Annotated in this window: 11 protein-coding genes; 10 read left to right on the top strand and 1 reads right to left on the bottom strand. The window is 65.4% G+C overall.

What is annotated here, in order from left to right; translation table 11 throughout:
- The first annotated feature begins 22 nt into the window (after nucleotides 1–22).
- The 9 genes from I6F28_RS03475 to I6F28_RS03435 all read left to right on the top strand — a co-directional run bounded on the left by I6F28_RS03475 (nucleotide 23) and on the right by I6F28_RS03435 (nucleotide 10,957).
- The gene (locus tag I6F28_RS03475; RefSeq protein ID WP_035998466.1) at nucleotides 23–844 is read left to right on the top strand and encodes an NAD-dependent protein deacetylase; all 822 of its coding nucleotides are present in this window, start codon (nucleotides 23–25) and stop codon (nucleotides 842–844) included.
- Between the two features lie 140 nt (nucleotides 845–984).
- Nucleotides 985–3,069 (top strand): hydantoinase/oxoprolinase family protein, encoded by a 2,085-nt coding sequence (locus I6F28_RS03470; RefSeq protein WP_225139274.1) that lies wholly within the window; start codon nucleotides 985–987, stop codon nucleotides 3,067–3,069.
- Nucleotides 3,070–3,071: 2 nt separating this feature from the next.
- Complete coding sequence (locus I6F28_RS03465; protein WP_225139273.1) at nucleotides 3,072–4,730, top strand: hydantoinase B/oxoprolinase family protein; 1,659 nt, start codon at nucleotides 3,072–3,074, stop codon at nucleotides 4,728–4,730.
- A 33-nt stretch (nucleotides 4,731–4,763) separates the two neighbouring features.
- Nucleotides 4,764–5,762 (top strand): TRAP transporter substrate-binding protein, encoded by a 999-nt coding sequence (locus tag I6F28_RS03460; protein ID WP_225126337.1) that lies wholly within the window; start codon nucleotides 4,764–4,766, stop codon nucleotides 5,760–5,762.
- A 9-nt stretch (nucleotides 5,763–5,771) separates the two neighbouring features.
- Nucleotides 5,772–6,365, top strand: coding sequence for a TRAP transporter small permease subunit (locus I6F28_RS03455; RefSeq protein WP_225126335.1), 594 nt, complete (start codon nucleotides 5,772–5,774; stop codon nucleotides 6,363–6,365).
- A gap of 31 nt (nucleotides 6,366–6,396) precedes the next feature.
- On the top strand, nucleotides 6,397–7,701 hold the full coding sequence (locus tag I6F28_RS03450; RefSeq protein WP_225126333.1) for a TRAP transporter large permease: 1,305 nt from the start codon (nucleotides 6,397–6,399) through the stop codon (nucleotides 7,699–7,701).
- Nucleotides 7,702–8,024: 323 nt separating this feature from the next.
- Nucleotides 8,025–9,743, top strand: coding sequence for a pyrroloquinoline quinone-dependent dehydrogenase (locus tag I6F28_RS03445; RefSeq protein WP_035998486.1), 1,719 nt, complete (start codon nucleotides 8,025–8,027; stop codon nucleotides 9,741–9,743).
- A gap of 114 nt (nucleotides 9,744–9,857) precedes the next feature.
- Complete coding sequence (locus I6F28_RS03440) at nucleotides 9,858–10,172, top strand: c-type cytochrome (RefSeq protein WP_225112963.1); 315 nt, start codon at nucleotides 9,858–9,860, stop codon at nucleotides 10,170–10,172.
- A gap of 17 nt (nucleotides 10,173–10,189) precedes the next feature.
- The gene (locus I6F28_RS03435) at nucleotides 10,190–10,957 is read left to right on the top strand and encodes a substrate-binding periplasmic protein (RefSeq protein ID WP_225139272.1); all 768 of its coding nucleotides are present in this window, start codon (nucleotides 10,190–10,192) and stop codon (nucleotides 10,955–10,957) included.
- A gap of 36 nt (nucleotides 10,958–10,993) precedes the next feature.
- On the opposite strand, the gene I6F28_RS03430 is transcribed toward I6F28_RS03435, so the two are convergent.
- Complete coding sequence (locus I6F28_RS03430) at nucleotides 10,994–11,638, bottom strand: glutathione binding-like protein (RefSeq protein ID WP_225139271.1); 645 nt, start codon at nucleotides 11,636–11,638, stop codon at nucleotides 10,994–10,996.
- A 106-nt stretch (nucleotides 11,639–11,744) separates the two neighbouring features.
- Here I6F28_RS03430 and I6F28_RS03425 point away from each other — a divergent pair, with 106 nt between their 5' ends.
- On the top strand, nucleotides 11,745–12,425 hold the full coding sequence (locus I6F28_RS03425) for a TetR/AcrR family transcriptional regulator (protein WP_225139270.1): 681 nt from the start codon (nucleotides 11,745–11,747) through the stop codon (nucleotides 12,423–12,425).
- Nucleotides 12,426–12,438: the final 13 nt, after the last annotated feature.

The following is a 12,438-nucleotide window of genomic DNA, read 5'->3' as shown; positions in this document are numbered from 1 at the left end:
GGCGCGAACTACATCATGCGCCATGACGAATGCCCCTCCGGCAAAACCTCCGCTCCAGGATTTCATCGGCCGGCACGAACGCCTGTTCGTGCTGACGGGCGCCGGCTGCAGCACCAATTCCGGGATTCCCGACTATCGCGACAGCCAGGGCAATTGGAAGCGGACCCAGCCCGTCAACTTCCAGGCCTTCATGTCGGACGAGCAGACCCGCCGGCGCTATTGGGCGCGCAGCCTGATCGGCTGGCGGCGGTTCGGCCGGGCGAGGCCCAACGATGCGCATCGCGCGCTGGCCCGGCTCGAGGCGAACGGCCGGTGCGGGATGCTGCTGACCCAGAACGTCGACCGGCTGCATCAGTCGGCCGGCCATCGGCAGGTGATCGACCTGCACGGCCGGCTCGATCTGGTCCGCTGCATGGGCTGCGGGGCGAAGACGTCGCGCGAGGAGTTTCAGCACGCGCTCGGCCGCGCCAATGCGGCATGGCTGACGCTCGATGCCGCGGATGCGCCCGACGGCGACGCCGATCTGGAGCACGAGGATTTTTCCTCCTTCGAGGTGCCACCTTGCCAAGCCTGCGGCGGCATCCTCAAGCCCGACGTGGTGTTCTTCGGTGAGAACGTGCCGCGCGAGGTGGTGGCCACGGCGCAGGATCATCTGGCAGAAGCCGATGCCATGCTGATCGTCGGCTCGTCACTGATGGTCTATTCCGGCTTCCGCTTCGTCCAAGCCGCCGCGCGGCGCAATATCCCCATCGCCGCGGTCAATCTCGGCCGCACGCGCGCCGACGATCTCCTGACGCTGAAGGTTGAGGAGCGCTGTGAAGCGGCGCTTGCATTCCTGCTCTGATCGCTCAGGCGCGAACACGCCTTGCCTATTGCATAGGTGCCGCGCAAAATAGCCGGGCACAGCGTTGCAGGCATGCCTCATGGCACGGGAATTGCTGTGCTTTTGGACCCGAACTTGACGATCAGCACGGAGAAATTGGAATGCTCGAGGGAGCCGAGGTGCGGCTTGCCGTTGATATCGGTGGCACGTTCACCGACATCGTGCTGGACGTGGGACAAGACCGCAAAACCCGCAAGGTGCTGACGACGCCGCAGCGGCCCGAGCAGGCGGTGCTGGACGGCATGCGGCTCATTCTTGCCGATGCACGCGCGCATATCAGCGATATCGACGTCTTCATCCACGGCACGACGCTTGCGACCAACGCTATCATCGAGCGGCGCGGCGCCAAGACGGCGCTGATCGCGACCGAGGGCTTCCGCGACGTGCTCGATATCGGCACCGAGAGCCGCTACGACCAGTACGATCTCAGCATCGACAAGCCGAAGCCGCTGGCGCCGCGCGGCCTCCGCTTCACCGTGCCCGAGCGCATCGACGCCCACGGCGCCGTCCGCCTCCCGCTCGACGAGACGGCCGTGCGCGCGCTCGCGCCGAAATTGCGTGAACTCGGCGTCGAGAGCGTCGCGGTCGCCTTCCTGCACTCCTACGCCAATCCCGAGCACGAGCGACGCGCAGCGGCGATCATGGCCGAGGAGATGCCCGGCATCTCCGTCACATTGTCTTCCGCCGTCTGTCCCGAAATTCGCGAGTATGAGCGCACATCGACTGCGGTCGCGAACGCCTATGTGCAACCCCTGATCGACGGTTATCTCGCCCGCATGGCCGACGCCCTGCAGGTCGAGCAGTTCCGCGGCGCGATCTACCTCGTCACCTCAGGCGGCGGCGTCACCTCGATCGAGACGGCGCGGCGCTTTCCAGTGCGTCTCGTCGAATCCGGTCCTGCGGGCGGCGCGATCTTCGCGGCGCAGATCGCGGCGCGCCTTGGCGAGAGCAAGGTGCTCTCTTTTGACATGGGCGGCACCACCGCAAAAATCTGCCTGATCGAGAAATACCAGCCCGAGACCTCGCGCGTGTTCGAGGTCGATCGCGCCGCGCGCTTCCTCAAGGGCTCCGGCCTGCCGGTGCGCATCCCCGTGATCGAGATGGTCGAGATCGGCGCCGGCGGCGGTTCGATCGCCCATGTCGACGCGATGAAGCGCGTCACCGTCGGCCCGGAGAGCGCCTCGTCGGAGCCGGGACCGGCCTGCTATGGCCGCGGCGGTCAGCGCCCCGCGGTGACGGATGCCGACGTTGCGCTCGGCATGATCGATCCTGACGCCTTTGCGGCCGGCACGATCAAGCTCGATCCGGAGCTGTCGAAACAGGCGCTGCTGCGCGATGTCGGTGCGCCGCTCGGCCTGTCGGCGGAAACAGCGGCTTATGCCGTGCACGAGGTGGTCTGCGAGAACATGGCGAGCGCGGCGCGCGTGCACGCTGTCGAGCGTGGCGCGGTGGTCGGCCAGCACACGCTGATCGCCTTCGGCGGCGCCGCGCCGCTGCATGCGGCGCGCGTTGCCGAGAAGATCGGCGTCTCCCGCGTGATCGTGCCCTCGAACGCCGGCGTCGGCTCGGCGGTCGGATTTCTGGCGGCTCCCATCGCGTATGAATTGGTGCGCAGCCGTCACGTCCGGCTCGATGATTTCGATACCGAGGCGGTCTCTGACTTGCTTCAGGACATGGTGACCGAAGCGCGCGCGCTGGTCGAGCCGGGCGCGGCCGGCGCGCCGCTGCGCGAGCGCCGCGCGGCTTTCATGCGCTATGTCGGCCAGGGCCACGAGATCACCGTCGAGCTGCCGAACCGTCCGCTGACGACGGCCGATCTCGCTGACCTGCGGCAAAAGTTCGAGGCCGACTATTCGGCGATGTTCGAGCGACCGATCCCGGGCGCGGCGATCGAGGTGTTGAGCTGGTCGGTGCTCGCGACCACGGAGGCGCGCAATCCGCCCGCCGTCGCTTCCGTGGCGCGCCAGCCCGCGGCCAAGGCGTCCGGCAGCCGAAAATTCTTCGACGGCCGGGCCGGCGAAGTGATCGAGATCCCGCTCTATCGGCGCGAGGACATGGCGCCAGGGGCGACCATCGCAGGCCCCGCCGTGATCGCGGAAGACGAAACCTCGACCTTCGTCTCCACCAGTTTCGACGCCCATATCGACGGTGCCGGCAGCATCGTCATGGAACGAAAGGCGGCCTGATCATGAGCAAGGCAAATGGCGCGAGCCTGATCGACCTTCAGATCATGTGGCACCGGCTGATCGCCGTGGTCGAGGAGCAGGCGCAGGTGCTCTTGCGCACCGCCTTCAGCCCGATCGTGCGCGAATGCGGCGACCTCTCGGCCGGCGTGTTCGACCTCAGGGGGCGGATGCTGGCGCAGGCGGTGACCGGCACACCCGGCCACGTCAACTCGATGGCGGAATCGGTCAAGCACTTCATCGCTCACTTCCCGATCGAGACGATGAAGCAGGGCGATGCCTACATCACCAACGATCCCTGGATGGGGACCGGTCATCTCAACGATTTCGTCGTCACCACGCCCTGCTTCAAGGACGGCAAGGTCGTCGCACTGTTCTCCTGCACCAGCCATCTCATGGACATCGGCGGCATCGGCTTCGGGCCCGATGCCACCGACGTGTTCATGGAGGGGCTCTACATCCCCATGCTGAAGCTGATCGACCAGGGCGTCGTCAACGAGACGCTGATGGCGATGATCCGCACCAATACGCGGCTTCCGATCGACACCGAGGGCGACACCTATTCGCTCGCCGGCTGCAACGACGTTGGCTGCGAGCGCCTGGTCGAGATGATGAGCGAGTTCGGCATCGAGACGCTCGACGAGCTCGGCGACTACATCTGCGACCGCTCGCGCGAGGCGGTGCTGGCCGAAATCGCCAAGCTGCCGAAGGGCAGCTGGCGCAACACCATGGTGGTCGACGGCTATGATGCGCCGGTGGCGCTGGCGGCGACGCTGACGATCTCGGATACCGGCATCCACGTCGATTTCGACGGCACCTCGGCGGCCTCGAAGTTCGGCATCAACGTGCCGCTGTCCTACACCACCGCCTACACCGTGTTCGGCCTCGGCTGCGTCGTCGCCTCGCAGATCCCGAACAATGCCGGCTCGCTCTCGCCGCTGACGGTGTCGGCGCCGGCTGGTGCCATCCTCAATGCGCCAAAGCCGGCGCCCGTGGCGTCGCGCCACGTGATCGGCCAGATGCTGCCGGACGTCGTGTTCGGCTGCCTGCGCCAGATCATACCCCAGCGCGTGCCCGCCGAAGGCACCTCCTGCCTGTGGAATCTCAACGTGCGCGGCCAGACCCGCTCCGGCGCCGGCGGCAATTACGGGTTCTCGATGGCAGTCACCTCCAACGGCGGCACCGGTGCGCGCTTCGGCAAGGACGGGCTGTCGGCGACCGCTTACCCAAGCGGCGTGCGCGGCACGCCGGTCGAGATCGCGGAGACGCAGACGCCGCTGATCTTCTGGCGCAAGGAGCTGCGTCCGGATTCCGGCGGGGCAGGGCGCACCCGCGGCGGCCTCGGCCAGATCATCGAAGTCGGCAGCGGGGTCGATGCGCCGTTCGACATCCTCGCCGCGTTCGACCGCATCGACCACCCGCCGCGCGGGCGGGACGGCGGCCAGAACGGCGAGGCCGGCTATGTCGGTCTCAAATCCGGCAAGAAGCTGCGCGGCAAGGGCTTTCAGCAGGTGCCGCCGGACGACCGGCTGGTCGTGCTGACGCCCGGCGGTGCCGGCATCGGCGATCCCAGGGAGCGCGATCGCGCGGCCGTCAACGACGACGTCGCAAGCGGTCTCGTGTCTTCGGAGAACGCAGTCAAGGTCTATGGGTACGCGCGTTGATGCATCAACGCGCTCGGTAAACGGAGGGGAGCAATGATTACGCGACGGAACTTCACTGTGGGCGCAGCGACGCTGCTCGCCGCCGGCCACATCTCGACTCGCGCACGGGCGGCAACGAGCTGGGATATGTCGACGGTCTGGCCCGACGGCAATTTCCACACCCAGAACGCGATGGCGTTTGCGGAGGAGGTGAAGAAGCAGAGCAATGGTGCGGTCGCCATCACCGTGAAGGCCGGCGGCCAGCTCGGCTTCAAGGGGCCCGAGCACTTGCGGGCCGTGCGCGACGGCCTGGTGCCGCTCGCCGACGTCCTCAACATCCAGCAGGTCGGCGACGAGCCCTTCATGGGCGTCGAGAGCATCCCCTTCCTCTGCGGCTCCGTGGAGGAGCTCAAGGTGCTGCACAAATATGTGCGGCCTGAATACGAGAAGATCGCTGCGCGCAACAACCAGAAGATCCTCTACATCGTGCCGTGGCCGACGCAATATCTGCATCTGAAGGCGAAGGTCGCCGAGGTCGAGGGCCTCAAGAACATCAAGATCCGCGTGCCCGACAAGAATGCGGTCGAGATGCTCAATGCCATCGGTATGGCGGCGGTGATGATCCCCTGGGGCGAAACGATCCCCGCACTCGCCTCCGGCGCGGTGGCCGGGGTCTCCACCTCGTCGGTGTCCGGCGTCGACGGCAAGTTCTGGGAGTTCCTGAAATACGTCTACCCGACCAACCATGTCTGGTCGTCGCAGATGCTCACCGTCAATCTCGATGCCTGGAAGGCGCTCGGCGCCGATCAACAGAAGCTGGTCGCTGACATCGCGGCGAAGATGGAGCCCGGCTTCTGGGCCAATTCGCTCAAGGCCGATGTCGACAGCCTCAACCGCCTCAAGGAGGGCGGCATGGAGGTGGTGCCGGTCTCGGACGCCATGATGAAGGACATCCGGGCCAAGACCGCGCCGCAGTTGGACGCCTTCCTCAAGCGCGTGCCGGCGGCGGACAAGCCGGTGCGGGCCTATCTCGCCGAAATCAAGCGCGGCTGAGGGCGAGACGTGGTGAGCCTTTCGCCCGAAGCATCGCAAAGCCTCAACGCAGCGGCGCCCGCGCCGCTGCGCATCGTCCTCGACGCCATCGATCGCCTCGGCCGGCTCGACGGCTGGATCGGCGGCTTCTGTCTCCTGATGCTGACGCTGTTGATGCTGTGCGAGGTCGCAACCCGCTTCCTCTCGAACTTCCTGCCGTTCTTCCCGCCGACCATCTCGATCGCGTGGGAATATTCCTCCTATCTGATGGCGGCGGCCTTCACTTTCGGCGCCGCCATGACGCTGCGCGTCGGCGGCCACATCCGCGTCGTGCTGCTCCTGAAGAACGCACCCGTGCCGGTGCAGCGCGCGCTCGAGATCCTCTCGGCGGCGGCCGGCTTCGCCTTCATGGCGTTCCTGACCATGGCCATGGCGAAATTCGCCTGGAGCGCCTTCGTGCGCGGCCAGGTCTCGACCTCGAGCGACACGCCGCTGTGGTTTCCGCAAGCGATCGTCACCTTCGGCATGTTGCTGCTGACGCTGCAGTTCCTCGCGCGTGCGATCCAGGCCGCGCTCGGCCTGCCGCTGGAGGACCATCGCATGAAGGCCTCGCCCGTCGAATGACCGCCTTGCCCGCATCCGGATCCAAGTTCGCATGACCGTCGAAGTCGTCGCCCTGTTCGCGATCCTGTTTGTGCTGCTGGCTTGCGGCGTCTGGATCGGCCTCACGCTTGCGCTGACCGCGACGCTGCTGCTCGCGATGTTCCGCTCGATCCCGCTTGAAAAACTGCTGCCGCAATACGCCTGGAACATCCTGACCACGCAGGAGCTGCTGGCGCTGCCGCTGTTCATTCTGATGGGCGAGTTGCTTTTCCGCACCCGCCTGTCGCGCTCGCTGTTTCAGGGACTGGCACCGTGGGCCGGGCTGCTGCCCGGCCGCCTGCTGCATGTCAACGTGATCGGCTGCACCATCTTCGCGGCGATCTCGGGCTCGTCGGCCGCGACGACGCAGGTGATCGGCCGCATGTCGCTCAGCGAGCTCACGCGCCGAGGTTATTCCCGTGACATCGCGATCGGCTCGCTCGCCGGCGCCGGCACGCTGGGCTTCCTGATCCCGCCCTCCAACATCATGATCATCTACGGCGTGCTCGGCGACGTCTCGATCCTGAAGCTGTTCACCGCCGGCGTGCTGCCGGGCTTCCTGCTGGCCGCGACGTTCATGGCCTGGGTGATGCTGCACACCACCCTCAAACCCGCGATGGTGCCCGAGACCGAAGCCAAGCTCTCGCAGGTGCCGTGGAGCGAGCGCTTTGCAGCACTGAAGGATCTCGCGCCGGCGCTGTTCCTGATCGCATGCGTGCTCGGCTCGATGTATGGCGGGCTCGCAACGCCCTCCGAAGCTGCCGCGGTCGGCGTGCTCGGCGCGGCCCTGGTTGCCTGGGTGCAAGGCGCAATGTCGCAGCAGGTGATCCGCGACGTCTTGATCGGCTCGGTCGTCACCTGTTCGATGATCGCGCTGATCGTGCTGGGAGCCTCGATCCTCGGCAATGCCGCGGCCTTCCTCGGCATCCCGCAGGCGGTGGCCGCGTTCGTCAAGAGCCTCGGCCTGTCGCCCTTCATGCTGATCGTGGCGCTGATCGTCTTCTATCTCGTGCTCGGCTGTTTCCTCGACGGCTTCTCGATGATCGTGATGACGCTGCCGATCGTGCTGCCGATCGTGAAGGGTGCCGGCTTCGACGAGGTCTGGTTCGGCGTCTTCCTTGTGCTCGCCGTGGAGATGGCGCAGATCACGCCGCCCGTCGGCTTCAACCTGTTCGTGATCCAGGGGCTGACCGACGACGGTCTCGGCTATATCGCCCGCGTCACGATGCCGTACCTCATGATCATGATCGGGTTCGTGCTGCTGCTGACGCTGTGGCCGGGCATCGTCACGATTCTGCCGAAGGTGCTTTACGGATAAGACAACTTGTTCCGGGATCGGCGGATCGAAAGCAAAACGGTCAGCGCCGCTGCCGTTTCAAGTCCCCCTGCATCGAAGCGACTTCGGCGCGCATTCCATATTTGCAGGCCCTGTGATCCGTCGTACAGTGTGACGGCAAGCAGAAGTACAACAGCAACCACTCCGGTGAACGTGGCTCCTCGGCGCGATGCGCCGAGGAAGGGGACGTCTGTTGACGATTCGGTCCGATGGAGGACGATCGACGCACACTGAACTGCAAATACCCCTCGCAAGCCGCATTCACGAGACGCAATCAACAAACACAAGAGCGGGAGGAAGTGCAAATGAGGAAACAGTGGCTCAGCTCGGCCTTGGCTGTCGTTGTCGTTGCGACACTTGCAGCGACGGCGGCATTGGCTCAGTCCGTGGATACGGCCCGGATCGAGGCCGCCGGCCAGAACGATTGGCTCACCTATCACGGTTCGTACAAATCCCATCACTACAGCCCGCTTACACAGATCAATACGAGCAATGTCGGCAATCTGGGCGTGGCATGGATGCACATTCCCGGGCGATCGACGCGCGGCCTGCAGTCGATGCCGCTCGTCGCCGACGGCGTGCTGTACTATTCGGGCTCTTACAGCCGGGTCTTCGCGCTGAACGGCGCCAGCGGCGAGGTGATCTGGTCGTTCTTTCCGGAGCTGGATGAAGCGCTGATCAGCCGCCAGACCCACTCGCCCTATAACCGCGGCGTCGCTCTCGGCGAAGGCAAGGTCTTCGTCGGCACCATGGACGGTCGTGTCTTCGGGCTGGACGCCAAGACCGGAAAGGTTCTCTGGGAGACCAGGCTGATCGACTCGCAGAAGCTGACGGTCGGCTTCACCGGCGCGCCGCTCTACGCCAAGGGCAGCGTGATCATCGGCGCGCAAGGCGGCGAATGGCCGGGCCGCGGCCCGATCTTCGCGCTCGATGCCGCAACCGGAAAGAAGAAGTGGGAGTTCCTCACGGTCGCAGGCACCGAAGAGGCGATGAAGACCTGGGGCAACGAGTCCTGGCGCACCGGCGGTGGTGGCGGCTGGATGCCGGGCACCTACGATTCCGAGACCAACACTGTCCTGTGGGGCACTGCGAATCCGGCGCCGCTCTACGATTGGTCGGGTCCGGACTACAAGACCCAGGGGGCGCGTCCCGGCGATAACCTCTATACGAGCTCGGTGATCGGGCTCGACATCGATACCGGCAAGCTGAAATTCTACCATCAGGAACTGCCGCACGATGCCTGGGACTTCGACAGCTCGGTCGGCGAATTCGTGATGCTCGAGCGTGACGGTCAGAAATACGTCGTCCATCCGAACAAGGGCGGCTTTGTCTTCGTCTACGACCGCAATCTCAAAGTGAAGAACGTCTGGCGGCTGGTCGAGAACATCAACTTCGTCAAGGACATCGATCCCAAGACCGGCGCCCTGATCGGCCGTCGCGATTTCCCGGTCGGCAAGGTCACCGAACCGCCGCTGTGTCCGTTCATCGGCGGCGGCATCAGCTGGAACGCCGGCTCCTACAGCCCCAAGACCGGTCTCTATTACAAGATCGGACAGGAATGGTGCATGACGCTGGATATCCAGAAGACGACGCCGGTCACCACGCCGCAGGTCCAGCTCAACATCGGTGCCGATTTCAAGATGGTGCCTCCTCCGGGTGGCGAGATCTACGGACATCTCGACGCGCGCGATCCCATCACGGGCGCGAAGAAATGGGAGGTTCGCTATCCCGAGCCTCCGCTCGGAAGCGTGCTGTCGACCGCAGGCAACCTCGTCTTCGTGCCTGATTCGCGTGGCGTGCTGCACGCCTATGATGCCGAAACTGGCGCCGAGCTATGGAGGCACAACAACGGCACCGGCCATCAGGGCGGCATCGTCAGCTACTCCGTCGGCGGCAAGCAATATATCGCGGTGACGGCGGGCTTCGGCGGGATGCTGGCGGACGAATATGCGCCGAACTTCGGCGGCGTCTACAAGAGCATGCCGCGTGACGACGGCGCCCTGGTCGTCTTCAGCCTGAAATAGTCTGCCGCAGATGTTCCGATCCTGGAGCGGGCGCAAGCCCGCTCCTCGATCGATGTCGCGGCCGCGTGGCTCAGGAATGGAGCGTAGCTGTTGAGACTGTCTTGCAAGACGATTTTGGCGGGGCTGGGCGCCTCGTTGCTGTGGGCTGCGATGGCCCAGGCCCAATCCGCCACACCCGCGCCGGAGAACGCGGCGTTCGAGGTCGAGCAGGTGTTTGCGGGGACTTGCGGCTTCTGTCACTCCGACGGTGGCCGGGCCGCTGGGAAGGGGCCGCAACTGATGAATTCGCCGCGCGACGACGACTATATCCGCAGTCGCATCAAGCTCGGCAAGCAAGGAGCGATGCCGGCCTTTGACGGCGCCTTCACCGACGCCCAGATCGATCAGATGGTCAAGTACATCCGCGCGCTGAAACCGCGCGACGGCTGACTAGCATAGAGTGTGGAATGAAGACATTTGCCCCGGTCATCGTCGCTGCCGCCATCGCTCTGTCCGGGCAGGCGGCGGCGCGCCCCCTGGAGGCGATCCGCTCCAGCGGCGTGATCGGGCTCTGCGCACATCCCAATTCGCTTCCCTTCGCGCACAAGACCGGCGATCCGCCCGGCTTCCAGGTCGAGCTCGGTCGGGTGCTGGCACGCGAGCTCGGTGTCTCGCTGAGGCTCGATTGGATCATCACGCAGTACCAGATGCGCAGCGCCGGCTGCGACATCCTTCTGGACGTCATCGCCGATCGCGAAGCGCAAGGCGAAACCCGCCTGAGAATCTCCAAACCGTATTATCGCACAGGCGTCGCGCTCGCCGTGCCGTCATCCAGCACGCTCACGTCCTTCGCCAGCCTCAACGAATCGACCAAGGTGGGCGTGCAGGTTGGATCGATCGCAGCCATGATCATCGGCCGGCGGCGGGTGCCGATCTCGACCTTCGGCTTCGAGAGCGACAGCCTGGAGGCTGTGTTGAACCGCGAGATCGACGCCGCCGCGGTGACGCCCACTGCGGCGAGCTATTTCAATCTGACCCATCCGGACAATCCGCTCCGGATCCTCGATCGCGATGAGAGCACGGCCGATCTGAACTGGAACGTCGGCGTCGGCATGGTCCGCCCGGACGATGCGTTGCGCGAAGCCATCGACGCAGCCGTGGCGCGGCTGCGCAGCGACGGCACGATCGACCGGATCTACCGCCGCTACGGAATCGCGCTGCAGGCGCCGAGATAGCGCGCTGCCGCGCGATTACGGAGCTCGCGTGCGGCCTCAGGCCGCGGCCTTCTTCCGCGCGAGCTCGGCCTTGTACAGCTCGAACTCCTCCGCGATCGCCTTGGCAATCGAAGGTCGCTGACGCAGCCGTTCGTGATACGCCTTCAGGTTCGGCCATTTCGCAAGCTCGATCGGCGGCGTCGCCATGGTCCAGTTGATGACCGTGACGAGATAGGCATCGGCCACGCTGAAATGGTCGAGCAGGAACTCGCGTCCTTTCAGGTAATTGTCGAGATAGTCGAGCCGCGACAGGTTCTTTTCCAGGGCATAGGCCTTGGCTTCCTGCGGCGCCTTGCGGTCGAGCATGGGGATGAAGAGGCCCTTGTGCAGCTCGGTGCCGATGAAGCAGAGCCATTGATGCAGCCGCGTGCGCTCGATGCCGGCGCTCGCGCCGAGGCCGGCTTGCGGGAAACGATCCGCGACATATTGCAGGATCGCAGCGTTCTCGGTCAGCACCATGCCGTCCTCGGTGCGCAGCGTCGGCACGAGGCCGATCGGATTCACGGTGCGGAAGTCGGAGCCGTCGCTCAAGACCTTCTTGGTCGGCGGATCGACTTCGAGGTAGTTCGCCTCGGCGCCGGCTTCATACAGCGCGACGCGTGTCGCCATCGAGCAGGCAAGCGGCGAGAAATAGAGATCCATCTGTAGCCTCCTTGGGCAATTCCTCTGTGGGTGTCGCTCAACCTGGCCAGATTGATTTTTGTACCATCTTGCATAATATGGGTGAGGTCAAGGAATAACTTGCGGAATGGTACAAAAATCGAAGCCGCCAGCTGCTGCCAATCAGCCCGAACGCCGCGGCGAGCCCGAGCGTCGCGGTGGGCCTAAGCGCCGCGGCCGTCCGCGCGCCTACGAGCCCGATGTCGCGCTCGGCAAGGCGCTCGATCTGTTCCGCAAGCAGGGTTTCGCGGCCACCTCGCTCGACGATCTCAGCGCCGCCACCGGCATGAATCGGCCGAGCCTCTACGGCGCCTTCGGCGACAAGCGCGAGCTCTACATCAAGAGCTACCAGCGTTATCGCGACGAGGCGGGCGCGGCGATGGTCGCGATCTTCCGCGAGGAGATGCCGCTGCGCCAGCGGCTGGAGCGCATCTACGCAGCCGCGCTGGACATCTATCTGTCCGGCGACACCGGACCGCGCGGTTGCTTCACGGTCGTGACCGCGGCCTCCGAGGCGGTCGGCGATCCCGAGATCCGCGCCATGGTGCTGGACGGCCTCACCGGGCTCGACAAGGCCTTTGCCAGTTGCTTCCGCCGCGCCAAGGAGAAAGGCGAGCTGCCGGAGAGCGCCGATCCGTTCGCGCTGGCACAGATCGCATCGGCCACCATCCACACCATCGCCATCCGCTCCCGCGCCCGCGTGCCGCGCAAGGAGTTGGAGGCGATCGTCAAGGGCGCGATCGACGTGATGATCGGCGCCAAAGGATAAGCTGGAAGCGAAG

Origin of the sequence: Bradyrhizobium sp. NBAIM14, from assembly GCF_020193895.1 — a bacterium.
Lineage (GTDB): Bacteria > Pseudomonadota > Alphaproteobacteria > Rhizobiales > Xanthobacteraceae > Bradyrhizobium > Bradyrhizobium yuanmingense.
Note: the sequence above shows the minus strand (reverse complement) of the source record. Positions and strands in the feature narration are given on the sequence as shown.